This window comes from Streptomyces sp. NPDC048623 (assembly GCF_040650755.1).
In the GTDB taxonomy this organism is placed as follows: domain Bacteria; phylum Actinomycetota; class Actinomycetes; order Streptomycetales; family Streptomycetaceae; genus Streptomyces.
Genome location: NZ_JBEZHV010000013.1, coordinates 100,139 through 123,972, shown reverse-complemented (window position 1 = coordinate 123,972; position 23,834 = coordinate 100,139). Strand labels below are relative to the sequence as shown.

General features: G+C 72.4%; 22 protein-coding genes and 1 tRNA gene. 12 read left to right on the top strand and 11 right to left on the bottom strand.

Annotation, left to right across the window (positions count from 1 at the left end; genetic code table 11):
- Positions 1 to 574 precede the first annotated feature (574 nt).
- Positions 575 to 1,579: an SMI1/KNR4 family protein gene (locus tag AB0C73_RS20340; protein WP_362531793.1), complete on the bottom strand. Its 1,005-nt coding sequence runs from the start codon at positions 1,577 to 1,579 to the stop codon at positions 575 to 577.
- A 340-nt stretch (positions 1,580 to 1,919) separates the two neighbouring features.
- Here AB0C73_RS20340 and AB0C73_RS20335 point away from each other — a divergent pair, with 340 nt between their 5' ends.
- The gene (locus tag AB0C73_RS20335) at positions 1,920 to 2,450 is read left to right on the top strand and encodes a YwqJ-related putative deaminase (protein ID WP_362531791.1); all 531 of its coding nucleotides are present in this window, start codon (positions 1,920 to 1,922) and stop codon (positions 2,448 to 2,450) included.
- Positions 2,451 to 2,469: 19 nt separating this feature from the next.
- On the top strand, positions 2,470 to 2,970 hold the full coding sequence (locus AB0C73_RS20330; protein WP_362531788.1) for an SUKH-3 domain-containing protein: 501 nt from the start codon (positions 2,470 to 2,472) through the stop codon (positions 2,968 to 2,970).
- A gap of 168 nt (positions 2,971 to 3,138) precedes the next feature.
- Here AB0C73_RS20330 and AB0C73_RS20325 read toward each other — a convergent pair whose 3' ends face one another.
- Positions 3,139 to 4,566 (bottom strand): histidine kinase, encoded by a 1,428-nt coding sequence (locus tag AB0C73_RS20325; RefSeq protein ID WP_362531785.1) that lies wholly within the window; start codon positions 4,564 to 4,566, stop codon positions 3,139 to 3,141.
- A gap of 189 nt (positions 4,567 to 4,755) precedes the next feature.
- Between AB0C73_RS20325 and AB0C73_RS20320 the strand changes: the two genes are divergently transcribed.
- The 7 genes from AB0C73_RS20320 to AB0C73_RS20290 all read left to right on the top strand — a co-directional run bounded on the left by AB0C73_RS20320 (position 4,756) and on the right by AB0C73_RS20290 (position 10,410).
- Positions 4,756 to 4,826: transfer RNA gene (locus tag AB0C73_RS20320), tRNA-Gln, on the top strand.
- A 108-nt stretch (positions 4,827 to 4,934) separates the two neighbouring features.
- Positions 4,935 to 6,383, top strand: coding sequence for a bifunctional UDP-N-acetylglucosamine diphosphorylase/glucosamine-1-phosphate N-acetyltransferase GlmU (gene glmU, locus AB0C73_RS20315; RefSeq protein ID WP_362531782.1), 1,449 nt, complete (start codon positions 4,935 to 4,937; stop codon positions 6,381 to 6,383).
- Between the two features lie 121 nt (positions 6,384 to 6,504).
- The gene (locus AB0C73_RS20310) at positions 6,505 to 7,479 is read left to right on the top strand and encodes a ribose-phosphate diphosphokinase (RefSeq protein ID WP_329421212.1); all 975 of its coding nucleotides are present in this window, start codon (positions 6,505 to 6,507) and stop codon (positions 7,477 to 7,479) included.
- Positions 7,480 to 7,728: 249 nt separating this feature from the next.
- Complete coding sequence (locus AB0C73_RS20305) at positions 7,729 to 8,325, top strand: 50S ribosomal protein L25/general stress protein Ctc (protein ID WP_362531779.1); 597 nt, start codon at positions 7,729 to 7,731, stop codon at positions 8,323 to 8,325.
- A gap of 131 nt (positions 8,326 to 8,456) precedes the next feature.
- Positions 8,457 to 9,053 (top strand): aminoacyl-tRNA hydrolase, encoded by a 597-nt coding sequence (pth, locus tag AB0C73_RS20300; RefSeq protein WP_362531776.1) that lies wholly within the window; start codon positions 8,457 to 8,459, stop codon positions 9,051 to 9,053.
- 39 nt (positions 9,054 to 9,092) lie between these two features.
- Positions 9,093 to 9,557 carry a hypothetical protein gene (locus AB0C73_RS20295; protein ID WP_362531773.1) on the top strand — a complete coding sequence of 155 codons (465 nt, stop codon included), beginning with the start codon at positions 9,093 to 9,095 and terminating at the stop codon, positions 9,555 to 9,557.
- Positions 9,558 to 9,693: 136 nt separating this feature from the next.
- Positions 9,694 to 10,410, top strand: coding sequence for an LPXTG cell wall anchor domain-containing protein (locus AB0C73_RS20290; protein ID WP_362531770.1), 717 nt, complete (start codon positions 9,694 to 9,696; stop codon positions 10,408 to 10,410).
- 88 nt (positions 10,411 to 10,498) lie between these two features.
- On the opposite strand, the gene ppc is transcribed toward AB0C73_RS20290, so the two are convergent.
- Entirely contained in the window at positions 10,499 to 13,228 is a 2,730-nt protein-coding gene (gene ppc / locus AB0C73_RS20285; protein ID WP_362531768.1) for a phosphoenolpyruvate carboxylase, read from the bottom strand.
- A 249-nt stretch (positions 13,229 to 13,477) separates the two neighbouring features.
- Here ppc and AB0C73_RS20280 point away from each other — a divergent pair, with 249 nt between their 5' ends.
- Positions 13,478 to 14,461: a fatty acid desaturase gene (locus tag AB0C73_RS20280; RefSeq protein WP_362531766.1), complete on the top strand. Its 984-nt coding sequence runs from the start codon at positions 13,478 to 13,480 to the stop codon at positions 14,459 to 14,461.
- Positions 14,458 to 15,168, top strand: a complete 711-nt coding sequence (locus AB0C73_RS20275; RefSeq protein WP_362531763.1) for a TetR/AcrR family transcriptional regulator — start codon at positions 14,458 to 14,460, stop codon at positions 15,166 to 15,168. The genes AB0C73_RS20280 and AB0C73_RS20275 overlap by 4 nt, the downstream gene beginning before the upstream one ends.
- A 58-nt stretch (positions 15,169 to 15,226) precedes the next feature.
- On the opposite strand, the gene AB0C73_RS20270 is transcribed toward AB0C73_RS20275, so the two are convergent.
- Together AB0C73_RS20270 and AB0C73_RS20265 are read right to left on the bottom strand one after the other, a co-directional pair.
- A complete protein-coding gene (locus tag AB0C73_RS20270) occupies positions 15,227 to 15,388 on the bottom strand; it encodes a hypothetical protein (RefSeq protein ID WP_362531761.1) in 162 nt (53 codons plus the stop codon).
- The gene (locus AB0C73_RS20265) at positions 15,388 to 16,221 is read right to left on the bottom strand and encodes a trans-aconitate 2-methyltransferase (RefSeq protein WP_362531758.1); all 834 of its coding nucleotides are present in this window, start codon (positions 16,219 to 16,221) and stop codon (positions 15,388 to 15,390) included. The genes AB0C73_RS20270 and AB0C73_RS20265 overlap by 1 nt, the downstream gene beginning before the upstream one ends.
- Before the next feature lie 163 nt (positions 16,222 to 16,384).
- Between AB0C73_RS20265 and AB0C73_RS20260 the strand changes: the two genes are divergently transcribed.
- Positions 16,385 to 16,882 (top strand): MarR family transcriptional regulator, encoded by a 498-nt coding sequence (locus tag AB0C73_RS20260; RefSeq protein WP_362531757.1) that lies wholly within the window; start codon positions 16,385 to 16,387, stop codon positions 16,880 to 16,882.
- Here the strand turns inward: AB0C73_RS20260 and AB0C73_RS20255 are convergent.
- From AB0C73_RS20255 to AB0C73_RS20230, 6 genes are all read right to left on the bottom strand, one after another.
- Positions 16,841 to 17,584 (bottom strand): response regulator transcription factor, encoded by a 744-nt coding sequence (locus tag AB0C73_RS20255; protein WP_362531754.1) that lies wholly within the window; start codon positions 17,582 to 17,584, stop codon positions 16,841 to 16,843. The two genes, AB0C73_RS20260 and AB0C73_RS20255, sit on opposite strands and share 42 nt — an antisense overlap.
- A 252-nt stretch (positions 17,585 to 17,836) precedes the next feature.
- Positions 17,837 to 18,997: a galactokinase gene (gene galK / locus AB0C73_RS20250; RefSeq protein WP_362531752.1), complete on the bottom strand. Its 1,161-nt coding sequence runs from the start codon at positions 18,995 to 18,997 to the stop codon at positions 17,837 to 17,839.
- Positions 18,994 to 19,962 carry a UDP-glucose 4-epimerase GalE gene (galE, locus tag AB0C73_RS20245; RefSeq protein WP_362531749.1) on the bottom strand — a complete coding sequence of 323 codons (969 nt, stop codon included), beginning with the start codon at positions 19,960 to 19,962 and terminating at the stop codon, positions 18,994 to 18,996. Before galE ends, galK begins: the two co-directional genes overlap by 4 nt.
- Positions 19,959 to 21,014 carry a galactose-1-phosphate uridylyltransferase gene (gene galT, locus AB0C73_RS20240; RefSeq protein WP_362531746.1) on the bottom strand — a complete coding sequence of 352 codons (1,056 nt, stop codon included), beginning with the start codon at positions 21,012 to 21,014 and terminating at the stop codon, positions 19,959 to 19,961. Before galT ends, galE begins: the two co-directional genes overlap by 4 nt.
- Before the next feature lie 123 nt (positions 21,015 to 21,137).
- Positions 21,138 to 21,827, bottom strand: coding sequence for a response regulator transcription factor (locus AB0C73_RS20235; RefSeq protein WP_362531743.1), 690 nt, complete (start codon positions 21,825 to 21,827; stop codon positions 21,138 to 21,140).
- A 174-nt stretch (positions 21,828 to 22,001) separates the two neighbouring features.
- Entirely contained in the window at positions 22,002 to 23,777 is a 1,776-nt protein-coding gene (locus tag AB0C73_RS20230) for a PQQ-binding-like beta-propeller repeat protein (RefSeq protein WP_362531740.1), read from the bottom strand.
- Positions 23,778 to 23,834: the final 57 nt, after the last annotated feature.

Here is a 23,834-nt window from a genome sequence, read left to right as displayed (position 1 = left end):
CGCCGCCGGCGTCGACGGCCCGGCCGACGCGGCACCAGCGCCCGGCCCGGCCGGCACCGCACCCGCCGGAGCGGCACCGGGCGCACCCGGCCCACCCGCCGACCCCGTCGGCAGACCCGCCGCCGGGGTCGGCGACGCGCCCTCCGGTGACGCGTCCGCCGACGCCTGCGACACGTTCGACTCCACCGGCGGCAGGCCGATCTTGTCCGCGGCCTCCTGGAGCCACTCCGGCGGGCTCAGCAGGAAGGACGTCTGGTTCAGGTCGATCCGGGCCGACGGGGCCGGCACCGGGGCGGCCGCCTGCGCGGCGGCGCCGTACTCCTCCTCGTAACGGCGGATCACCTCACCCACCGGCAGTCCCGGCCAGAGCGTCGCCTCGCCGCTGTCCCGCGCGATGACCAGGCGCTGCCGGCCCCCGTCCGGGGTCGGCGCCTCCTCCCGGTCCTCCGCCCAGACCACGAAACCGAGCCCGAACTCCCGTACCCGCACCTCTCGGTGCAGATACGCCGGCACATCGCCGTTGATCCACTCCTCGGCGCGCTCCTGCGCCTGCGCGAACGTCACCACAGCCAGTTCACTCCCCCACCGGGACCACGGGCACGGCGCGCGCGAAGCCGCCGTCCACCATCAGGTTCGCCACCGTCTCCAGCTCCGGCGGACTGCCCGCGAGCCGCAGCAGGAACGCGTCGAAATCCGCGCCGCAGGGCAGCAACAGGCGCTCCACCCGCTCGTTCACCGTCCACGCGGCCGCCAACTCGCCGCCGTCGCGGGCGTCGTCGTACGGGCAGAACCACACCGAACCGGTCGCCTCGCCCCGTACCTTCACCGCGAGCAGACCGCCCTGCACGAACGCGACGCCCAGATAGTCCTTCGTCAGATGGTCGCGCAGGCACTTGTTGACGTAGACCAGGTCGTTGATCCCCGCCTCCTCGCGCAGCGTGAAGAACGGCTGGTCCACGAGCAGTCCCAGCTCCGCGTCGAGCGCCGTGCCCACCGGGGCGCAGCCGCCCGCCGCCTTCAGGAACGCGCGGTACGCCCCCGGCAGCCGGTAGCCCAGGTCCTCCTCCACGCCCTGCACCTGCTGCTCCGACACCGCGGCCGCGCGCTTCGGCAGCCCGAAGTGCACCGGCCGGGTCTCCTGCAGCGGCCGCGTGCCGCGCTTGGCCTGGTCCACGCCCTGGGCCGTCGCGACCCCGCCGTGGTGCCGCAGCAGCGCCTTCACCTCGACCGGGACGAGTTCGAGCCGCCGGGTGCCCGCCACGTGGTGCCACGTCCAGCCGTGCGGCGTCGCCACCGCCGGGATCGTGTCCCACAGCTCGTGGCCGGTCGCGGCGAGCGCCGCGTTCGCCGACACGTAGTCCGTCAGACGCAGCTCGTCGACGCCGAAACCCTCCGGCGGATCGGCGATCTCCGCCGCCGCACGCGCGTACGGGGAGAAGTCCGGATAGCCGCGCTCGTCCACCCGCACCCCTCTCGGATGACGGGAGGCCCGGACCGGGTCCGGGAAGTGCACGACCTGCCCGGCGTACGCCGCGTTCGGCGGCGGCGCGATGTGCTGGCCGAGCCGACCTGTCGTCATGGCGGTTGCCCCCTGAGTGGCTGTGCCTGCTACTGCGTGGCTGCTTCTGGTTTTCCTGGCTGGTCCGCACAGCCTAAGCGCTGCCCGTGACTGCCGACCCGGCCCGCCCCGGCCCCGGACCGGTCCTCCCCCGCTCCTGCCCGTAACCCACCCCGGATCAGCGCCGGATCAGTGCCGGATCGGTGCCGCACGGTGACCAAGTGTCACGACGGCATGACAGCCGCACCATGATCGCGACACACCGAAAGGACGTTTCCGCGCCCCAGCTTCCCCATCGGGCAGCGTGTTTGGCAGGCTGTTCACGCAACTCGGGGGATTGCAGGAGGGGAAGACCAGCACCATGCACGCAAGCACCACATCAGCACCAGCGCCCACGCAGGGTGACCCACGCCTCAACTGGGGCCATGACGCGGACACCCACCGCGCCCCCTTACTGCGTCACCGCCGCGACGGCATCCTGCCCACCGTCGGCGCCGCCCTCTCCGTCCGCGGCGAGACGACCCTCACCTGTACCGCCTCCCGCGGCGAGACGGCGCCCACGCTCCACCCGCTCGTCCAGGACTTCCTCGACACGCTCACCAGCGGCCAGCGCGAACGCTTCACCGGGCGCTGCCCCGAGGCCATCCTGCTGTCCCGGCATCTCACCGCCGCCGAGGGCACCCGTTCCAAGCGCGCCCAGCGCAAGCCGCTCACCCACAGCGAGGCCCGCCGCTCCCTGAAGTACGCCAAGCTCACCGCCCGCCGCATCCGCGAGGACGGCGACCCGCTGCACGGCAGCTACGCCGCGCCGTGCCGCTCCTGCACCGCGATGCTCGCGCACTTCGGAGTCCGTACGGTCGACCCGACCGCCACCACCGCCACCACCGCCTAGAACAGCTGACCGCCATCCCATGCCCGATCTCAGCAGCACCCGATTCCCCGTCAACGTCGACGCCGCACTGCGCGAAGCCGGCTGGCAGCCCGGCCGGTGGGACATGAAGCTCGCCGAACAGTGGGCCGACACCCTGCGCGGCCATGTCTCGCCCGGCGGCGACCGGCACGCCGTGTTCCCCGCCGTCGTCGAGGCCTGGGCCGAGTTCGGCGGCCTGCGGATCACCGCGCCCGGCCACGGGCGGCAGATAGCCCCCGCCACCGTCCGCTTCGACCCGCTCGCCGGCCTCCACCTCGCCCGCACGCTCGGCGACCTCGGCCGCGCGCTCGGCACGGAGCTGGCGCCGCTGGGCGAGGAGGGGGACGACAGCGAACAGCGGGCCGTCCTCGCGATGGACATGGAGGGACGGGTGTACAGCGTCGACCACACCGGGGACTGGTACCTGGGCCGGGACATCGACGCGGCGCTGGGGACGCTGGTCACGGGGACGCTGCCGACGCGGCTGGTGACGGGCGACTGACGGCCTCGGGGTCACGGGCGGGGCTACGGGTTCCGGGTCGGGGCTACGGGCCAGGGGCTACGGGTCCGGGTTACGTGTTCCGGGCCGGGGTTCCGGCTACGGGTCCGGGGGCCGGGGCTACGGGTTCCGGCTCCAGGTCGGGGCTACGGAGAGGGGCGCGGGGCGCGGCTAGGCGAGCCGCTGCCGTACGACCCCGGCCGCCCCGGCCGCCCCGGTCCCCTCGGCGGCGCCGACACCCCCGGCGTCCTCCGTACTTTCCATCACCGGCAGCACCGCGCTCACGCGGAAACCGCCCGCGTCCGTCGGCCCGGACACGAACACACCGCCGAGCCGGGTCACCCGCTCCCGCATCCCCACGAGCCCGTTGCCGCCGCTCGGCAGATGCGCGTCCGCCGCGGCGGCGTCCGATGGACCGTTCTCCACCTGCACGGCAACCTCGGCCTCGCGGTGCGCGAGCCGCACCACGACCTCGGCACCGGCCGCGTGCTTGTGGACGTTCGTCAACGCCTCCTGCACCACGCGGTACGCCGTCTGCTCGACCTCGGCGCCGTACGCGCGGGCCTCGCCCATCACCACGAACTCCACGACCGCACCGGCCTGCCGGGACTGCTCGACCAGATCCGGGAGCGCGTCCAGACAGGGCCCGCCCGCACCGTCGCCGTCCTGCGCGGCCGCCTCGGCCGCCGCGGCGGCGGCACGGCCGACGGCGGCGAGCGGCGCCGCGACGGAGGCCGCGGGCGCGGCGGGCGCCTCCTCGCGCAGCACCCCGAGCATCTCGCGCAGCTCCGTCAGCGCCTGCCGGCCCATGTCCCCGACCAGCGCCGCGTTCTTCACGGCCTTCTGCGGATCCTTCAACGCCACCGCCTGCAGCGCCGCCGCGTGCACCACCATCAGCGACACCCGGTGCGCCACCACGTCGTGCATCTCGCGCGCGATCCGCGTCCGCTCCTCCTGCCGCGCCCACTGCGCACGCTGCTCGGCACGGTCGGCGAGCAGCGACAGCTCCTGCTCCAGGCTGTCGGCGCGCTCCCGCAGCGACTCCATGAGCCGCCGCCGCGCCCCTATGTAGAGGCCGAGGAGGAGGGGCGGGGCGTTGAGCCCCAGGGTGAGGAGCAGCGACATGAGCGGCACGTACCAGCCGCTCGGATCGAAGTCCGGCTGCCCGGCGTCCGCCTGCGCGACGTCCTGCTGTGTCCGGAGCACGGTCACGATGTACACGGCGGCCGTCGACATCCCGGCGAGCCCCACCGTGAACCGCCGCGGCACCTCGGAGGCGGCCAGCGAGTACAGGCCGACCAGGCCCATGAGGAAGCCCATCTCGGCGGGCGTGATCGCGATCGAGACCAGCACCACGGTGATCGGCCACCGCCGCCGTACGAGCAGCACGGCCCCGACGACCAGCCCGAACAGCACCCCCACCGGCACCGGCAGCGCCGCCTTCTCGGCGAACCCGACCCCTTCGAGCCCGCACTCCAGCGCCGACACCACGGCCAGCGAGACATCGAGCACCGCGCTGCGCCGTCTCCCCCACCACCACCAGCCCCGCCGGCCACTCCCCGCGCCCGCCGCGTCCCGGTCTGCCCCCGTTGTGGTCATGCCTTCCACCCTACGGGCGAGGGCCACCGATTTTCCCGCCCCTGCGGTGCCGCGGTGCGCCGCCCGTGACGGGGCACGCAGCGGTCGGTGTTCGCCGAACCTGGGCCTGTACCGTCGCGTCGGGGGAGCCCGGTGCGGCATAGTAGGGGCTGCCTCCGCGAGGTCCGAGAAATTCGGGCAAAGCGGTATTCCCGGATCGTCTAAGGGCAGGACAAATGGTTTTGGTCCATTGAATGAGGGTTCGAATCCTTCTCCGGGAGCCTTGCGTTGGGGCCCCGACCTCCCAGGTCGGGGCCCTTCCTCGTTCCCCGCTCGGTACCCCCCGGTATCCTTCGGTGGTCCAGCACCCGAAGCCGAAGGGCATCCCCGTGAGCGCCAACCGCCCGGCCGCCGTCGTCGTCCTCGCAGCGGGTGAGGGCACCCGCATGAAGTCGAAGACTCCCAAGGTTCTGCACGAGATCGCCGGGCGTTCGCTCGTCGGGCATGTCGTGTCCGCCGCCCGTGAGCTGGAGCCCGAGGACCTGGTCGTGGTCGTCGGGCATGCGCGGGAGCAGGTGAAGGGGCACCTGGACGAGCGCTACGCGGGGACGCGGACCGCCGTGCAGGAGGAGCAGAACGGGACCGGGCACGCGGTGCGGATGGCGCTGCGGGAGCTGGGGCGGACGCCCGAGGGGACCGTGGTCGTGGTGTGCGGTGACACGCCGCTGCTGTCCGGCGAGACGCTGCGGGCCCTGGCCGGCACGCACGCCGCGGACGGCAACGCCGTGACCGTGCTGACCGCCGAGGTGCCGGACTCGACCGGTTACGGGCGGATCGTGCGCGACCCGGCGTCGGGCGCCGTGACCGAGATCGTGGAGCACAAGGACGCCACGGACGCGCAGCGGGCGATCAAGGAGATCAACTCCGGCGTCTTCGCGTTCGACGGCGTGCTGCTCGCGGACGCGCTCGGCAAGGTGCGGACGGACAACAGTCAGGGCGAGGAGTACCTGACGGACGTGCTGTCGATCCTGCGTGAGGCCGGGCACCGGGTGGGCGCCTCCGTGGCCGCCGATCACCGGGAGATCCTGGGGATCAACAACCGGGTGCAGCTGTCCGAGGCCCGCGCCCTGCTGAACGCGCGCCTGCTGGAGCGGGCGATGCTCGCGGGCGTGACGGTCGTCGACCCGGCGTCGACGTTCGTGGACGTGACGGTGACGTTCGAGGCGGACGCGACCGTACTGCCGAACACCCTCCTCCTCGGCGCGACGCACATCGCGGAGGACGCGGTCGTGGGCCCGAACACGCGCCTGAAGGACACGACGGTGGCGCGCGGCGCCCGCGTGGACAACACGGTCGCCGACACCGCCGTCGTCGGCGAGGGCGCCTCGGTGGGCCCGTACGCGTATCTGCGTCCGGGGACGAAGCTCGGCGCGAAGGCCAAGGCGGGTACGTACGTCGAGATGAAGGCCGCCGTCATCGGTGAGGGCACGAAGGTCCCCCATCTGTCGTATGTCGGCGACGCGACCATCGGCGAGTACACCAATATCGGTGCGGCGAGTGTCTTCGTGAACTACGACGGTGAGACCAAGCACCACACGACCGTGGGGTCTCACTGCAAGACGGGTTCGGACAACATGTTTGTGGCTCCTGTCACGATCGGGGACGGTGCCTACACCGCCGCCGGGTCCGTCATCACCAAGGATGTGCCGGCCGGCGCACTGGCCGTCGCCCGTGGCCAGCAGCGGAATATCGAGGGTTGGGTGGCCCGGAAGCGGCCGGGAAGCGCGGCCGCGCAGGCCGCTTCGGCGGTCACCGAGAAGCCCGAGGGCGAGAACTGATCGGAAACGGCTACGCCGAACTCGGCGTACCGTGATACGTGCACACAAATTCGGCTGGCTCGCACGCGCGCACGGGAGCGCGGGGATCCGCGGCCAGAGAAACCGTCGAGGAGACAGTGCTGTGACCGGGATCAAGACGACCGGCGAGAAGAAGCTGATGCTCTTCTCCGGCCGCGCCCACCCCGAGCTGGCCGAGGAGGTCGCGCACCAGCTGGGTGTCGGGATTGTTCCGACCAAGGCGTTCGACTTCGCCAACGGTGAGATCTACGTCCGCTTCCAGGAGTCCGCGCGCGGCGCGGACTGCTTCCTGATCCAGAGCCACACGGCTCCGATCAACAAGTGGATCATGGAACAGCTGATCATGATCGATGCGCTGAAGCGGGCCTCGGCCCGGAGCATCACCGTGATCGTTCCGTCGTACGGCTACGCCCGTCAGGACAAGAAGCACCGCGGCCGTGAGCCGATCTCGGCCCGTCTGGTCGCCGATCTGCTGAAGACGGCGGGTGCGGACCGGATCCTGACCGTGGACCTGCACACGGACCAGATCCAGGGCTTCTTCGACGGCCCGGTGGACCACCTCTCGGCCCTGCCGGTCCTCGCGGACTACGTGGGCGCCAAGGTCGACCGCTCGAAGCTCACGATCGTGTCCCCGGACGCCGGCCGCGTGCGTGTCGCCGACCGCTGGTGCGACCGTCTGGACGCGCCGCTGGCGATCGTCCACAAGCGCCGTGACAAGGACGTCGCCAACCAGGTGACCGTCCACGAGGTCGTCGGTGACGTCAAGGGTCGCGTCTGTGTCCTGGTGGACGACATGGTCGACACCGCCGGCACCATCTGCGCCGCGGCGGACGCCCTGTTCGCGCACGGTGCGGAGGACGTCATCGTCACGGCCACGCACGGCATCCTGTCCGGCCCGGCCGCGGACCGTCTGAAGAACTCCAAGGTGAGCGAGTTCGTCTTCACGGACACGCTGCCCGACCCCAGCTCCCTGGAGCTGGACAAGATCACGGTTCTCTCGATCGCCCCGACGATCGCCCGCGCGGTCCGCGAGGTCTTCGAGGACGGCTCGGTGACGAGCCTGTTCGAGGAGCACTGAGCATCCTGAGCACGTGAGGGCCGCTTCCCCCTGGGGGAGGCGGCCCTTCGCCGTTGCTCCACGGTGATCCATTTGGGCCCGGGTGGGCGGGCCGCTAGACTGTCGTGGTTGCTCGGCGAGGGAGGCCGGACGCGCGTACGGCGTACGCACGGTTCCGGCGGTCCGTTATCGACGCGCTCTTCGTAGCAGGCCCACGCCAGTCGGGCCGGGTGACAGTCGCATCCGTCACCGCACACACGAGGAGTGCACATGTCCGAGGTGAAGCTCACCGCGTCCGTCCGCACCACGTTCGGCAAGGGCGCCGCCCGCCAGCTGCGTCGCGCCGCCCAGGTTCCCGCCGTCCTGTACGGCCACGGCTCGGACCCGATCCACCTGGCCCTGCCGACCCACGAGACCGGCATGGCGCTGCGTACCCCGAACGTCCTGCTGTCCCTGGACATCGAGGGCAAGGGCTCCGAGCTGGCCATCCCGAAGGCCGTCCAGCGCGACGCCGTGAAGGGCTTCCTGGAGCACATCGACCTGCTTCTCGTGAAGCGCGGCGAGAAGGTCACCGTCGAGGTTCCGGTCGTCGCCGAGGGCGAGCTGGCCGCCGGTGGCAACCTGCTCGAGCACGTCCTGAACACCCTCTCGGTCGAGGCCGAGGCCACCCACCTGCCCGAGTCCTTCACGGTCTCCGTGGAGGGCCTGGAGGCCGGTGCCTCCGTCCTGGCCCAGGACATCGTCCTGCCGGCCGGCGTGACCCTGGTGACCGAGGGCGACGCCGTCGTCCTGCAGGTCCTGGCCGCGCAGGCCGAGGAGCCGGCCGCCGAGGGCGAGACCGAGGCCGCCGAGGGCGCCGAGGCCTGAGCCGTAGGCTCTGCTTGACGCGACGGGGTGACGGGCCACGGCCCGCCACCCCGTTTCCGTCTGTCCACACAGGCACACGGGCACACAGGCACACAGGCACACAGGCACGGATACGAGGAGACGAGACGCAGATGACGGACGACGCGAACGCCCCCTGGCTGATCGTCGGCCTCGGCAACCCGGGCCCGGAGTACGCGGGCAACCGGCACAACGTGGGCTTCATGGTCGCGGACCTGCTCGCCGACCGGATCGGCGGCAAGTTCAAGCGCGCGGGCAAGGCGCAGGCGCAGGTCGTGGAGGGCCGCATGGGCCCGCCCGGGCCGGCCAACCGCCGCGTGGTGCTTGCGAAGCCGATGTCGTACATGAACCTGTCGGGCGGCCCGGTGACGGCGCTGCGCGACTTCTACAAGGTGCCGACGGCGCACATCGTGGCGATCCACGACGAGCTCGACATCGACTACGGCGTGCTGCGTCTGAAGATCGGCGGCGGCGACAACGGGCACAACGGTCTGAAGTCGATGACGAAGTCGATGGGCGCGGACTACCACCGGCTGCGGTTCGGCATCGGCCGACCGCCGGGCCGGATGCAGGTCGCGGACTTCGTCCTGAAGGACTTCTCGTCGACCGAGCGCAAGGAGCTCGACTACTTCGTGGACCGGGCGGCGGACGCGGTGGAGTGCCTGGTCGCGGAGGGCCTGGAGCGCGCGCAGTCCGCGTACAACGCGTAGGCCCCCTCTTCGGAACGTACGACTGTACGATCGCGGGTCATGACCCACGCCCGTAACGCCGCCATGGCCCTCGTCGCCCTGCTGCTCGTCGTCGCCGGCGCCTGGACGTCCTGGGAGACGGCACAGCATGTCCTGCTGTCGAAGGGGCGCGAGCACGGTGTGCTGACCGTGACCGGCTGCAACGAGGAGACGTGCAGCGGGCGTTACGTGCCGGACGACCCGGCCGACCCGGCCGACCCGGCCGCCTCGCAGCGGCGCACGGCGACGATCGCGCACACGGTGGCGGCGGAGAAGGGCCAGACGCTGACGGTGGTCCTCAAGCCGGGCACGGACGAGGCGGTCCGTACGGGCTGGGGCGGCGGCCTCCACGCGTGGCTGCCGCTGGGCGGCGCGCTGTTGCTCGCGGCACCGCTGATCGGCGGCGGGATGCGGCTGGTGCGGACGGGGTGGTCGGTGGCGGGGGTGGGGGCGGTGCTGTTGCTGGGGGCGTTCTTCGCGTTGTAGTTGTTATCGGACGCTGCTGCCGGTTCCCCCAGAATCGTTATCGTCCCTTGGGTTTAGGGTGACTTGGAGCGATGGATAGGCTGCCCCCGCCACCTCCCACGGCATCTCTCATCCCTCACCAGATGGACGACTGCACATGCGACGATCCCTCATTCCCGCCGGCGCGCTTGTCGCGGCCATGGCGGGCTCCCTCGTGCTGGCACCCAGCGCCTCGGCGACCGACAGCCCGGTGACCCTGCCGCTGCACCAGCCCACTCCGATCAGCGCCGCCGACTTCGGCAAGGACGGCGACTGCCCGACCATTCCGTCCGACCAGGACGGCTGGCACTTCGTCATCCCCGGTAATGGGGTGGTGTTCACCAAGCTGACCGTGACCTTCGACAACGGCGCCCCCATCGTCATCACCAAGTTCGGGCCGCCGAAGGACGACCACGCCTACGTGGCGTCGGCGCCGGGCGCGAAGCTGACCTCGGCCGTGGCCGAGGTCTCGGGCGAGGTCGACCAGGGCTGGTTCAACCTGTCCCACACCTGCCCGGCGACCGTGAAGCCGACCCCGTCCGGCACCCCCTCGGGCACGCCGTCCGGCACCCCGTCGACGTCGGAGTCCCCGAGCTCCTCGGTCTCCCCGTCGACGTCGGAGTCCCCGAGCTCCTCCGTCTCCCCGTCCGCCTCGGAGAGCGGTGCCGCCGGCGGCCAGCCGACGCCGAGCTCCTCCAGCTCCGCGGGCGCCGAGGGTGACCTCGCCGAGACCGGCTCCAGCGCCCCCGTCGGCATCATCGCCGGTGTCGCCGTGGCCCTCGCGGCCGCCGGTGCGTTCCTGGTGACCCGCCGTCGCAAGGCCCAGCAGCACTGACGTCACGCCTCACGCACAGGCGCCGTCATGGCAGTGCCCCCACGGGGATCCCGTGGGGGCACTGTCGTGTCGAACGCGGATCAGCAGATCAGCCGGTGTTGCGCAGGCCCGCCGCCACACCGTTGACCGTGAGCAGCAGGGCCCGCGAGAGCAGCGGGTCGGGCTCCTCGCCGCGTTCGGCGGCCGTGCGCTGACGGGACAGCAGGGCCACCTGGAGGTAGGAGATCGGGTCCAGGTAGGCGTCGCGGATGGCGAAGGTCTGCTGGAGGACCGGGTTGGAGTCGAGCAGGCGCTCGCCGCCCGTCACCTTGAGGACCTCCGCGACGGTGAGCGCGTGCTCGGCCTCGATGTCGGCGAAGACGTGCTTGAGCTCGTCCGGGACGAGCGTGTCGACGTAGTGGCGGGCGATCCGCAGGTCCGTCTTGGCCAGCGTCATCTCCACGTTGGAGAGGAAGTTGCGGAAGAAGTGCCAGCGCTCGTACATCTCGCCGAGGACGGCGTCGAGGCCGGCCTCGCGCAGGGCCTTGAGGCCCGAGCCCACGCCGTACCAGCCGGGGACGATCTGGCGGGACTGGGTCCAGCCGAACACCCAGGGGATGGCGCGGAGTCCGTCGAGGGAGACGCCGGAGCCGGGGCGGCGCGAGGGGCGCGAGCCGAGGTGCAGGTCGGCGAGCTGGTCGACGGGGGTGGAGGCGAGGAAGTACGCCGGCAGGCCGGGGTCCTCGACGAGCTTGCGGTACGCGGTGTGGGCAGCCTCCGAGACGGTGTCCATGGCCGCGTCCCAGCGGGCCAGGGCGTCGTCGGACTGGCGCGGCGCGGTGTGCAGGGCGGAGGCCTGGAGGGTGGCCGCGACGGTGAGTTCGAGGTTCTCGCGGGCCAGGGACGGGATGAGGTACTTGTCGGAGATGACCTCGCCCTGCTCGGTCACCTTGATCTCGCCCTCCAGGGTGCCCCAGGGCTGGGCGAGGATCGCGTCGTGCGAGGGGCCGCCGCCGCGGCCGACGGTGCCGCCGCGGCCGTGGAAGAGCCGGAGCCGTACGCCGTAGCGGTGGGCGACGTCGCGCAGGCGGCGCTGGGCGCGGTGGATCTCCCACTGCGAGGTCGTGATGCCGCCGAACTTGGAGGAGTCGGAGTAGCCGAGCATGACCTCCTGGACGTCGCCGCGCAGCGAGACGAGGCGCCGGTAGGAGGGGTCGGCGAGCATGTCGTTGAGGATGACGTCGGCGGCGCGCAGCTCGTCGGTGGTCTCCAGGAGCGGCACGATGCCGATCTTGGCCCAGCCGGCGTGCAGGTCGACGAGGCCGGCCTCGCGGGCGAGGACGGCGGCGGCGAAGACGTCGTCGGCGCCCTGGCACATCGAGATGATGTACGACTCGATGACCTCGGGCCCGAAGACCTCCAGGGCCCGCTTCACGGTCTGGAAGACGCCGAGGGTCTTCTCGCCGGCGGCGTCGAGCGGGGCCGGGGTCGGGGCGAGCGGGCGGCGGGAGCGGAGTTCCTTGGCGAGCAGCTTCTGCCGGTACTCGCGGGGCATGTCGGCGTAGCGCCAGGACTCCTCGCCGAGCCGGTCGAAGAGCTGGCCGAGGGCGTGGTGGTGGGCGTCGGCGTGCTCGCGTACGTCCATGGTGGCGAGCTGGAGGCCGAAGGCGGCGAGGGTGCGGATGGTGCGGTCCATCCGGCCGTCGGCGAAGAGGCCGCCGCGGTGGGCGCGCAGGGAGGTCTGGATCAGGGTGAGGTCGCGGAGGAGCTCGGCGGTGCCGAGGTAGTCGCGGCCGTCCTGGTGGGGGGTGCCGTTCGCGAGGCGCTCGCGGGTGTTGAGGAGCTTCTGGCGGACGCAGGTGACCTTGAGCCGGTACGGCTCCTCGGCGTTGAGGCGCTTGTAGCGGGGGCTGATCTCGGGCAGCCGTTCCAGGTCGGCCTGGAGGGACTCCAGAAGTTCCTGCGTGGCGCCGGCGTAGCGGATGGAGTTGGAGAGGAGGCCGCGCAGGGAGTCGACGAGTTCGAGGGCGTCGGTGATGCCGTGCTCGTGCTGGAGGATCAGGACGTCCCAGGTGACCTGCGGGGTGACGTTGGGGTTGCCGTCGCGGTCGCCGCCGATCCAGGTGCCGAAGGTGAGCGGGCGGGTGCCGGCGGGGAGTTCGAAGCCGACGCGCTCCAGCTCGGCGGCGAGGTCCTCCAGGACGTCGCCGACGGCCTCGGCGTGCAGTTCGTCGAGGTAGTAGATGGCGTTGCGGGCCTCGTCGGCGGGCTCGGGGCGGACGACGCGGAGTTCGTCGGTCTGCCAGACGAGGTCGATGTTCTCGGCGAGCCGGAGGTCGACGCGGCGCCGGTCGGAGGCGGTGACCGGGGTCTCCAGGAGCGCGCCGATGCGGCGCAGCTTGTTGAGGACGGAGCGGCGGGCGGCCTCGGTGGGGTGGGCGGTGAACACCGGCCGTACGTTGAGGTGCTTGATCGTCTCGCGTACGTGGGCGGGGTCGCCGTCCTTGAGCATGTCGGCGGTGCGGGCGAGGCTGCCGCCCTCGGCGGCGCGCTTCTCGCGCAGCTCGCGGCCGCGGTGCACCTGCTCGGTGACGTTGGCGAGGTGGAAGTAGGTGGAGAACGCGCGCACGAGGCGGGCGGCGGTCTCCAGCTCGACTCCGCGCAGCAGCTCGGCGGCGGCCTCGCCGTCCTCGCGGGTGAGGCGGCGGACCTTCTCGACGAGTTCCAGGAGCTCCGGGCCCTCCTGGCGGACGAGCGTCTCGCCGAGGAGGTCGCCCAGTCGGCGGATGTCGGAGCGCAGCTCGGCGCTGGCGGTGGGAGTCTGGTCGGCACTGCTCACAGGTGCGGCTCCTTGCAGTGTTTGAGCACGTCTGGAGGGGTACTGGAGGCTTGCGGACCGCGCTGTCCGACGCACCCAGGATAGGTGCCGGTTCCCGCGGCACGGGCCACGCCCCGCCCTGGGCACTCTTGCCGCGCGCCGCGGCGCTGCCATACTTACGACGCCGTAGGTTACGGGACCGTAGCCAAGGGCTCCTTTTCGTACGTACCGCTCGTTCTTCTCCCTCACCCTCACCCCCAGGGGACACCCATGACCACAAGCAGCCCCGAGGTGACCTCGGAGCCCCGGGACCTCACTGCTCAGGACCTGCCCTCCGCCACGCTCGGCGGGGACAACAAGCGTTCGATCGAGCAGATCACGCTGCTGCTGTTCATCACGGTGCCGTTCCTCGCCCTGGTCGCGGCGGTGCCGATGGCGTGGGGGTGGGGGGTGAGCTGGCTGGATCTGGGGCTGATGACGGCGATGTACTTCATCGGCTGCCACGGGATCACGATCGGCTTCCACCGCTATTTCACGCACGGCTCGTTCAAGGCGCGGCGTCCGCTGCGGATCGCGCTGGCGATCATGGGGTCGCTCGCGGTGGAGGGTCCGCTGGTGCGGTGGGTGGCGGACCACCGCAAGCACCACAAGTTCTCGGACGTGGAGGGCGACCCGCATTCGCCGTGGAAGTACGGCGAGACGGTCCCGGCGCTGCTCAAGGGGCTGTGGTGGGCGCACATCGGATGGATGTTCGACGAGGAGCAGACGCCGCAGCACAAGTACGCGCCGGATCTGATCAAGGACCCGGCGATCCGGACGATCTCGCGGCAGTTCGTGCTGTGGACGGTGGTGTCGCTCGCGGTCCCGCCGCTGGTGGGCGGTCTGGTGACGATGTCCTGGTGGGGCGCGTTCACGGCGTTCTTCTGGGGCTCGCTGGTGCGGGTGGCGCTGCTGCACCACGTGACGTGGTCGATCAACTCGATCTGTCACGCGGTGGGCAAGCGCCCGTTCAAGTCGCGTGACCGCTCGGGCAACGTGTGGTGGCTGGCGGTGCTGTCCTGCGGCGAGTCCTGGCACAACCTGCACCACGCGGACCAGACGTCGGCGCGGCACGGGGTGCTGCGGGGGCAGCTGGACTCCAGCGCGCGGCTGATCCGCTGGTTCGAGCTGGCGGGCTGGGCGTACGACGTGCGCTGGCCGGGCCGGGACCGGATCGACGCCCGGCGCCAGAGTGCGCCCGCCGACGCGGCATGATGGAAGACGTGGCGATCGACGGCAGTGCAGGCAGTACGGGCAGTCCGGGCAGTGTGAGCGGCGCGGGCGAGCAGAAGCCCCGGCGCGGTGGGCGCCGGGTGAGGATGACGGGCGCCGAGCGGCGCGAGCAGCTCCTCGACATCGGTCGCACGCTGTTCGCGGAGAAGGGCTTCGAGGGCACGTCGGTGGAGGAGATCGCGGCGAAGGCCGGGGTCTCCAAGCCGGTGGTGTACGAGCACTTCGGCGGCAAGGAGGGCCTGTACGCGGTCGTGGTGGACCGGGAGATGCGCCAGCTCCTGGACATGGTGACGGGCGCGCTGACCGCGGGCCATCCGCGTGAGCTCCTGGAGCAGGCCGCGTTCGCGCTGCTCGACTACATCGAGCGCTACACGGACGGCTTCCGGATCCTGGTCCGCGACTCGCCGGTCGCCCAGTCCACCGGCACGTTCGCGTCGCTGATCAGCGACATCGCCACCCAGGTCGAGGACATCCTGGGCCTGGAGTTCAAGGCCCGCGGCTTCGACCCCAAGCTGGCCCCCCTCTACGCCCAGGCCCTGGTCGGCAGCGTGGCCCTGACCGGCCAGTGGTGGCTCGACGTCCGCAAGCCGAAGAAGGCCGAGGTCGCGGCCCATCTGGTGAACCTCGCCTGGCACGGCCTGGACGGCCTGGAACAGAAGCCGCGCCTGATAGGACACCGCAAGAGCTGACCCGCGCGAGCCGGTGATGACGGGGGCGGGGCGCCGCGTGCGGCGCCCCGCCCCCGTGTCAGCAGCCGTCGCGGGCCGCGAGCCCGGGGGGTTTGGGGATCGGGGCAGGGGGCTCGGGGATCCCGGTCCCGCCGAGGGCGCTCGCGCAGGACGCCCGCAGGAGGTCCTCGCTGCCGGCCGGGGCGGCGAGCCGGACGTGGTCGACGGCGGCTAAGGACATCAGGCGGCCTTTCTCGCGACGGCGAAGATCCTTCGGAACGGGAACGCGGTGCCGTGCGGGCCCCGCGGGTAGGCCTCGCGCAGGCGGTCGCGGTACTGGGCGAGGAAGGCATCGACGGCCTCCTGGTCGTCGCCCAGGGCGGTGAGGACGGGGCGCAGGGCGGTGCCCTTCACCCAGTCGAGGACGGGGTCCTCGCCCGGCAGCATCTGGAGGTACGTGGTCTCCCAGACGTCCGTCTCGCAGCCGAGGTCCGAGAGCCGCTGCAGGTAGTCGACGGGGTCGAGGATGTGGACGTAACGCCGGCCCTGGTCGCCGACGCGGTCGCGCCACTCGGGGCTCTCGCACAGTTCGCCGAGCAGGGCGTGGCTGGGCGCGGTGAAGTTGCCGGGCACCTGGAAGGCGAAGGTGCCGCCGGGCCGCAGGCCGTCGAGCCAGACGGCGAAGGACTCGGGGTGGTTGGGCACCCACTGCAGGGCGGCGTTGGAGACGATCAGGTCGTACGGCTCGTCGGGCGTCCAGTGCGCCGCGTCGGCGGCCCGGAAGTCGAGCCAGCCGCCCCCCGCGGTGGTGCCCGCCCAGTCCTTCTCCGCGCGCTCCAGCATCTCCGGCGAGAGGTCGAAGCCGGTGATGTGCGCGTCGGGCCAGCGGTCGGCGAGCAGGACGGTGACATTGCCCGGCCCGCAGCCCAGGTCGGCGATGCGGGCGGGGCGGTCGTGGTTCGGCAGCCGCGGTATTCGTGCGAGCAGATCGAGGAACGGCCGGGTGCGGTGTCCCGAGTGCCGCAGGTACTGCTGTGGGTCCCACGTCGGTGCGGCGGAGTCCACGGAATGCATGTTCGAAGCCCCCTTGCTGGAACGAGTTGCCGAAACGGAACGGAGTTCCGGCCCGGTCCCTTCCCCATAGTCAAGAAGACTATATCTCGACATCAAGATACTCGCCATAAAGAAACTCGATCTCAAGAGGCTTTACATCGACAGACCCTCTACACTGATCGTCATGGAGGACGAGGTCGACCGATTGGTCGCTGCATGGCGCCGCGAGCGCCCGGACCTCGACGTGGAACCGCTCGAGGTGCTCAGCCGCGTCTCACGCCTGGCCCGCCACCTCGACCGCGCTCGTCGACTCGCGTTCTCCGAGCACCAGCTGGAGCCCTGGGAGTTCGACGTCCTGACGTCGCTGCGCCGGGCCGGCGCGCCCTATCAGCTCTCCCCCGGCCAGCTGCTCACCCAGACCCTGGTCACCTCGGGCACCATGACCAACCGCATCGACCGGCTCGCCAAGAAGGGCCTGGTCGAGCGGCTGCCCGACCCCAGCGACCGGCGCGGCGTGCTCGTCCGCCTCACCCCGGAGGGCCGCGACCGCGCCGACCAGGCGCTCGCCGGACTGCTCAGCCAGGAGCGCGCCATCCTGGGCCGCCTCACCGGCCCCCAGCGCGGCGAACTGGCCGACCTGCTACGCCAGTTGACCGCCCCGTTCGACAACGTCCCCGGCTAGGGCGGGTCCCGGCACACCGGCCGGCTCCGGGTCCTCCGCCGGGTCGACCCCGGCCCGCCGGGCCAGCGCCACCGCGGCGAGCGTCGAGTGCACGCCCAGCTTTCCGAGGACGTTCTGCATATGCGTCCGCACCGTATGGGGCGACAGGAAAAGGCGCTCGGCGACGGCCTTCCTGCCCAGCCCCGCCACCATGCACCGCAGTACTTCCCGTTCCCTCGGGGTCAGCGACTCCACGAGCCGCTCGCTCTCCGTACGGTGCCGGCGGGCCTCGGTCAGCTCCCGCAGCACGCCGGTGAGCAGCGCCGGCGGCAGATGCGTCTCGTCCCTGAGCACCCCCCGCACGACCGCGAGCAGCCGCTGGAGCGAGGAGTCCTTGGCCACCCAGCCCCAGGCCCCGGCCTGCAGGGCGTGCGCCGCACGGCGGGCGTCGTCCCTCTCGGCGAGCACGACACCACGCAGCCCCGGCCGGCCCTCCCGGAGCTGCCCGACCAGCTCGATCCCGTCGCCCGAGCCCAGATCGGCGTCGACGAGCATCACGTCGAACCGCCGTCCCTCCGCGGCCGCCCGGTCCAGGCAGCGCAGCGCGGCGGGACCGCTGCCCGCCGCGGCGACCTCGACATCGGGCTCCGCCGCGAGTGCGGCGGCCAGCGACTCTGCGAAGACACGGTGGTCGTCCACCACCAGAACCCGGATACGGGCCACGGACACCCCCAACTGGTCGAGGAACGGTCCCGGCGCGGGTACGGCGCCGGGGCGCGGGCCGTCCGTCGCACGGCCGCCGCCGTGCCAGGACAGTTACCCCGCCCCGGGCGCCGTACCCGGCGGGTCTCGATACCCCTGATCAGCACCGGCCCCCACCGGCACTGCGACCAGACTAGGGGCGCCCCTCGCACCCCGCGGGAAAATCGCGGAACTCCACCCGCACGCGCGACACGCGCGGGAGCGGCCCCCGCGTCACCGAAGCCGACGCGCACCGGCCGCCGCAACCGCGGCGAACACCCTGGGCTCGGCGAACCCCGCCGCCGCGAACGCCTTCGTCACCGCGCCGGCCACCGCCTCGGCATCCGCCTCCTCGACCAGCACCACCGCGGCCCCCCCGAACCCGCCCCCCGTCATCCGCGCACCCAGCGCACCGGCCGCGACCGCCGACTCGACCGCGAGGTCCAGCTCCGGGCAGGACACCCGCAGATCGTCGCGGAGCGAGGCATGGCCCTCGACGAGCAGCGGGCCGGCCGCGCGCGGGTCGCCGGCGTCGAGCAGCGCGATCGTGCGGGCCACCCGTTCGTTGTCGGTGACCACATGCCGTACATACCGGCGAACCGTTCCGTCGCTCAGACGCCCGAGGGCTTCGGGCAGATGCGCGACCTCCACGTCACGCAGCGCGCGTACGCCGAGCGCCCGCGCGCCGGCCTCGCAGCCGGCGCGCCGCTCCGCGTACGCGCCGTCCCCGAGGGCGTGCTCGACCCGGGTGTCGACGACGAGCAGCCGCAGGCCGTGCCCGGCGAGGTCGAAGGGCACCTGCCGGTACGACAGGTCGCGGGTGTCGAGATACAGGGCGTGGCCCTCGGCGGCGCAGGCGGAGGCCATCTGGTCCATCACCCCGCAGGGCACGCCGACGAAGCCGTTCTCGGCGCGCTGGGCGAGCCGGGCCAGTTCGGGGCGGGTCAGGCCGAGCCCGTACAGCTCGTTCAGGGCGAGCGCCGTGACGACCTCCAGGGCCGCCGAGGAGGACAGGCCCGCCCCGGTCGGCACGGTGGACGCGAGGTGCAGGTCCGCGCCGCCCACCGGGTGCCCGGCCTCGCGCAGCGCCCACACCACGCCGGCCGGGTAGGCGGCCCAGCCGGTGCCCGTGCCCGGCGCGAGAGCGGCGACATCGAGCCGTACGACCCCGCCGGGCACGTCGCGGGAGTGCAGCCGCAGCAGCCCGTCGTCGCGCCGGGACACCGCGGCCACGGCGGTGTGCGGCAGGGCCAGCGGGAGCACGAGGCCCTCGTTGAAGTCGGTGTACTCACCGATCAGGTTGACCCGTCCGGGCGCGGCCCAGACCCCCTCGGGCGCGGCCCCGTACAGCTCCTGGAACTCCGCGGCGACGCCCGCCCCGACCGCACTGGTCATGCCCTCTCCTGCTCCTTCTTCCGTGCGAACGCCCACGCGTCCTCGACGATGGCCGCCAGATCCGGGCGGGACGGGGTCCAGCCGAGCCGCTCGCGGGCGGTGTCGGCGGAGGCCACGAGCACGGCCGGGTCGCCGGGCCGGCGCTCGGCCATGACCTCGGGCACCGGGTGGCCGGTGACCTCGCGGACGGTCTCGACGACCTCGCGGACGGAGAAGCCGCTGCCGTTGCCGAGGTTGCAGATCAGGTGCTCACCGGCGGTCATCGCGTCGAGCGCGGCCAGGTGGGCCTCGGCGAGGTCGGCGACATGGATGTAGTCGCGGACGCAGGTGCCGTCCGGGGTCGGGTAGTCGTCGCCGTAGACGTTGATCGCGGCCCGCTTCCCCAGGGCGACCTGGAGAACCAGCGGGATGAGGTGCGACTCGGGGTCGTGGCGCTCGCCGCACTCCTTGTAGGCGCCGGCCACGTTGAAGTAGCGCAGCGAGACGGCGGCCAGACCGTGGGCGGCGCACTCGCCGCCGATCATGTGGTCGACGGCCAGCTTGGACGCGCCGTACGGGCTGGTCGGCGCGGTGGGCGCGGACTCGGTGATCGGCACGGTCTCCGGCTCGCCGTAGGTGGCGGCGGTGGAGGAGAAGACCAGCCTGCGCACCCCGGACTCGCGCATGGCGGCGATCAGCGCCATGGTGCCGCCGACGTTGTTGTCCCAGTACTTCTCCGGCCTGGCGACGGACTCGCCGACCTGCGAGAAGGCGGCGAAGTGCAGCACCCCGTCGAAGGACGCGTCGAGCCACTTCGCGGCGTCCTGGATGCGCCCCTCGATGAACTCAGCGCCGGCGGGCACGGCCGCGCGGAAGCCGGTGGACAGGTCGTCGAGGACGGTGACCTCGTGCCCCGCCTCAAGGAGGTGGGCCGCGACCGTGCTGCCCACATAGCCGGCCCCGCCCGTCACCAGGTATGTGCTCAACCGCCTGCCACCTCTCGGAGTCTGTCGGCCGCCGACTCCGGCGACACGTCGTTCATGAACGCGCCCATGCCGGATTCGGTGCCCGCGAGGTACTTCAGCTTGCCAGGGGCCCGCCGGACGGTGAAAAGCTCCAGGTGCAGCGCGAACTCCTCGCGGCCCGCGCCGGTGACCGGCGCCTGGTGCCAGGCGGAGATGTACGGGGTCGGGGGCGCGTCCGGGCCGAAGAGCCGGTCGAAGCGGCGGAGCAGCTCCAGATAGACGGCCGGGAACTCGGCGCGGGCCGCCGCGTCGAGCCCGGTGAGGTCGGCGGTCCGCCGGTGCGGCTGCAGATGCACCTCGTACGGCCAGCGCGCGGCGTACGGCACATAGGCGGTCCAGTGCTCCCCGGCGAGCACCACCCGCTCGCCCGCCCGCTCCTCGGCGAGCACGTCCTCGAAGAGGTTGCGGCCGGTGCGGGCGCGGTGGGCGGTGGCGCTGCGGAGCATCGTGGCGGTGCGCGGGGTGGTGAAGGGGAAGGCGTAGATCTGCCCGTGGGGGTGGGCGAGGGTGACGCCGATCTCGGCGCCGCGGTTCTCGAAGCAGTAGACCTGCGCGACGCCGGGGCGGGCGGACAGCTCGGCGGTGCGGTCGGTCCAGGCGGCGAGCACGAGCGCGGCGCGCTCCTCGCTCAGCCCGGCGAAGGAGGCGCCGTGGTCGGAGGTGAAGCAGACCACCTCGCAGCGCCCGTCGGCGCCGGACAGGGACGGGAAGCGGTTCTCGAAGACGGCGACCTGGTAGTCGGCGGCCGGGATCTCGCTGTGCCAGGCCCCGGTGGACGGGCAGAGCGGGCAGCTGTCGGCGGGCGGGTGGTAGATGCGGCCCTGCCGGTGGGAGGCGATGGCGACGGGCTCGCCGAGCAGCGGGTCGTGGCGGATCTCGGAGGCGGAGACGACGGGGTCGAGGGGGTCGAGGGGGCGGGAGTCGACGGCGGTGCGCGCCCCGCTCGCGGGTGCGGCGTGGTCGAAGTAGATGAGCTCGCGCCCGTCGGCGAGGCGGGTGACGGTCTTCTTCACGGCGGGCGGCTCCCTCGGCATCCAACAAACAGAACCACCCATAAAAAAGCACAATCAAACATCGACGCGCAACACTCAGCCATATCCGTCCCTCGGACCGATACGGAAAGGGGGTTACGGGGGTCAGGCCCGCGGCAGCGGCACGCGCACCGGCTGCGCCCGGTCGAGCAGCCCCGTCCGCGCCGCGAGCGCCGCCGCCTCCAGGCGCGAGCCCACGCCCAGCTTCATCAGCACCCGCTGCACATGGGTGCGCGCCGTGCTCGGCGCGATCGCCATGCCCGCCGCGATCACCCGGGTGTCCTCGCCCTCGGCCACCCGGACCAGGACCTCCGCCTCCCGCGGCGTCAGCAGCCGCAGCAGCCGCTGCCCCTCGTCGTCCGGCTGCGCCGCCGGGTTCAGGAGCTCCGCGAAGGCCCCCTGGATCAGCTGCGGCGCCACCGCCGCCTCGCCCGCGCGCGCCTTCGCCAGGGCGCGCTCGACGCCCTCGATCCGCTCGTCGTGCCGCACGTATCCGGACGCCCCGGCCGCGAACGCGGCGGCGATCCCGCGCGGCGACGGCACGGGCCCCAGCACCACCACCGCGATCTGCGGCCGCTCCCGCTTGATCCGCACCACCGGGTCGAAGGTGCCCGGCTCGGCCGGCGCCGACGTGCCGAGCAGACAGACCTCGGGCGCGCGGCTCACCACCAGCTCCGCGGCCCCGGCGACCGGCGCCGCCGCGGCGAGCACCCGGTGCCCGCGCAGCTTCAGCGCCGAGGCCAGTGCCTCCGCGTGCAGTCGGTGGTCGTCGACCACCATGAGCCGTACGCCCATCGTTCGCTCCCCCATCCCCGGGCCGGCCGTCCCCCGGCCTCCCTGCCCGGCAAGCTACACACTCCCCCGCCCCGCTTTGCCCCAATCGCGCGGAACCCGCGAAACGCCCGTGGGGCCCCTCCGCCAAGGAGGGACCCCACGGGTCGGGACATATGCAGGTCGCCGGTGGTCCGGTCAGCCGCCGATGCGGAAACCCACGGCCAGATACTGCTTGGACACGGACGACGAGGAGTTCTCGCTGACCATCCGCCCCGACACGAAGAACCGCCCGTTCGCGTAGAGCCACTCGGCGCTGAGCGAGCTGTAGCTGGTCTCGGCGTCCCGCACCGTCTTCTCCGACGGGTTCTCCATCAGCAGCGTCGACTTCATGGTGCCGCCGTCGATGGAGACGATCTGCCCGCCCTTGTCGTACGGCGGGAGCTTGTACGCGATCACGTTGCCGCCGTCCATGCGGAGCGGGAGCAGGGTGTAACGGTCACCGGCGTCCGCCTTGTTCGGCGTCAGCTGACCGGTGTTGAGGTCGAAGGCGACGATCTCGTTGGTCTCGTCGCCGTACTCGCCCGTGCTGCCCTCGTGCTCCTCGGTCGGCACGTACAGGCGTCCGTTGCCGACGACCGCCTGCGTGCAGGACTCGACCTCGGACGAGCGGCAGCGGGCGGCGTAGCGGTCCGGGTCCGCCGTGATCTTCGCCTTCAGCTTGCCGGTCTTCTCGTCGATCGAGAAGAAGTCCGAGATGCCGCTGCCGTCGCCGTCGACGTCGCCGACCTCGGCCGCGACCACCAGCGGCTTGGTGGACACGATCGACGCCCACTCGACGCCCGTCGGCATCTTGAACTGCGAGAGCGGCTGGCCGGACATCGGGTCGAGGTTCTGGATCGTCACGGTCGGGTCGTCGGACGAGCCGCACTTGCGGACCGCGACCAGGCCCTCGCCGCCGCCGTAGCCCAGGTCTCGGCAGTTGTCCGCCGCGGCCTGCGGCTTCCAGCGCGGGTTGCCGTTGGCCAGGTCGAAGGCCGCGCCGCCGTCCAAGCCACCGGCCGCGACGGTCTGCCCGTGCAGGGTGATCTCGGCGAAGGTGACCTTCTTGTCGCCGGCGGTGCCGCCGGTGAGGGACTTCGTCCACACGATCTTGCCGGTGGTGAGGTCGACCAGGCCGACCTCGGTGCACGGCTGGTAGTACTTCGGCGCCGTCCGCTTGGCGGCCTCGAAGAGGATCGGCAGCTTGTAGTCGGCCGTGATGTGGCGCGAGGCGCCGCAGACCTGACCGGTCAGCGGCAGCGTCCACACGACCGTGCCCTTGTCCAGGTCGTAGCCGGTGATCGAGTCGACGCCCGTCTTCACGAACGCCTTGTCGGTCAGCCAGGAGCCGGCGATGTTCGTCACGTCCGGCACCTTCGGCACCGGGAGCTGGAACGAGGCGACCGACTTCGGGTCGGCCGGGACCTTCTCCTTGCCGCCCCCGCCGAGGCCGCCGGCCCCGCCGTCCTGGCCGCCGTTCTGACCGGCGCTCGCCCCGCCCGAACCGCCCTTGGCGGGGGTGTCCGGGTCGTCGGAGCCGGAGTTCGCGTACCAGAGGCCCGCGCCGACGATCAGCACGATGGCGACGACCGCCGCGATGATGATCTGCGCCTGCGCGGACAGCTTCTTGCGGCCGCCGGAGCCGGGGACCGGCGGGGGCGGCGTCTGCTGGTACATCGGCTGCGTCGGGTAGCCGTAGGGCTGCTGGGGCTGGCCCTGGGGCTGCTCCTGCGGGTACCCGTACGGGGGTTGTACGGGCTGCTGCACGGGCTGGCCGGGCTGCGGGTAGCCGTACGGAGGCTGGGCCGGGGGCTGCGCCGGCGGCGGCGGGGTGGGTACCCCGAAGCCTCCGGACTGGGGATCCTGCGGTGCGCCGAACCCGCCCGGGGGCGGCCCCGGGGGCTGGTTCGGCGGGGGCGGCGGCTGGGTCATGGCTGAGGACACCTCGGTCGGGTCGGGAAGGGGGCGGCGGAACGAGCGAGGGTCTGT

Excerpts from the sequence above, each read along its gene's own strand:
- AB0C73_RS20340 (WP_362531793.1), bottom strand. The coding sequence starts at position 1,579 with ATGACGACAGGTCGGCTCGGCCAGCACATCGCGCCGCCGCCGAACGCG.
- AB0C73_RS20335 (WP_362531791.1), top strand. The coding sequence starts at position 1,920 with ATGCACGCAAGCACCACATCAGCACCAGCGCCCACGCAGGGTGACCCA.
- AB0C73_RS20330 (WP_362531788.1), top strand. The coding sequence starts at position 2,470 with ATGCCCGATCTCAGCAGCACCCGATTCCCCGTCAACGTCGACGCCGCA.
- AB0C73_RS20325 (WP_362531785.1), bottom strand. The coding sequence starts at position 4,566 with ATGACCACAACGGGGGCAGACCGGGACGCGGCGGGCGCGGGGAGTGGC.
- AB0C73_RS20305 (WP_362531779.1), top strand. The coding sequence starts at position 7,729 with ATGTCCGAGGTGAAGCTCACCGCGTCCGTCCGCACCACGTTCGGCAAG.
- pth (WP_362531776.1), top strand. The coding sequence starts at position 8,457 with ATGACGGACGACGCGAACGCCCCCTGGCTGATCGTCGGCCTCGGCAAC.
- AB0C73_RS20295 (WP_362531773.1), top strand. The coding sequence starts at position 9,093 with ATGACCCACGCCCGTAACGCCGCCATGGCCCTCGTCGCCCTGCTGCTC.
- AB0C73_RS20290 (WP_362531770.1), top strand. The coding sequence starts at position 9,694 with ATGCGACGATCCCTCATTCCCGCCGGCGCGCTTGTCGCGGCCATGGCG.
- AB0C73_RS20280 (WP_362531766.1), top strand. The coding sequence starts at position 13,478 with ATGACCACAAGCAGCCCCGAGGTGACCTCGGAGCCCCGGGACCTCACT.
- AB0C73_RS20275 (WP_362531763.1), top strand. The coding sequence starts at position 14,458 with ATGATGGAAGACGTGGCGATCGACGGCAGTGCAGGCAGTACGGGCAGT.
- AB0C73_RS20270 (WP_362531761.1), bottom strand. The coding sequence starts at position 15,388 with ATGTCCTTAGCCGCCGTCGACCACGTCCGGCTCGCCGCCCCGGCCGGC.
- AB0C73_RS20265 (WP_362531758.1), bottom strand. The coding sequence starts at position 16,221 with ATGCATTCCGTGGACTCCGCCGCACCGACGTGGGACCCACAGCAGTAC.
- AB0C73_RS20260 (WP_362531757.1), top strand. The coding sequence starts at position 16,385 with ATGGAGGACGAGGTCGACCGATTGGTCGCTGCATGGCGCCGCGAGCGC.
- galK (WP_362531752.1), bottom strand. The coding sequence starts at position 18,997 with ATGACCAGTGCGGTCGGGGCGGGCGTCGCCGCGGAGTTCCAGGAGCTG.
- AB0C73_RS20235 (WP_362531743.1), bottom strand. The coding sequence starts at position 21,827 with ATGGGCGTACGGCTCATGGTGGTCGACGACCACCGACTGCACGCGGAG.
- AB0C73_RS20230 (WP_362531740.1), bottom strand. The coding sequence starts at position 23,777 with ATGACCCAGCCGCCGCCCCCGCCGAACCAGCCCCCGGGGCCGCCCCCG.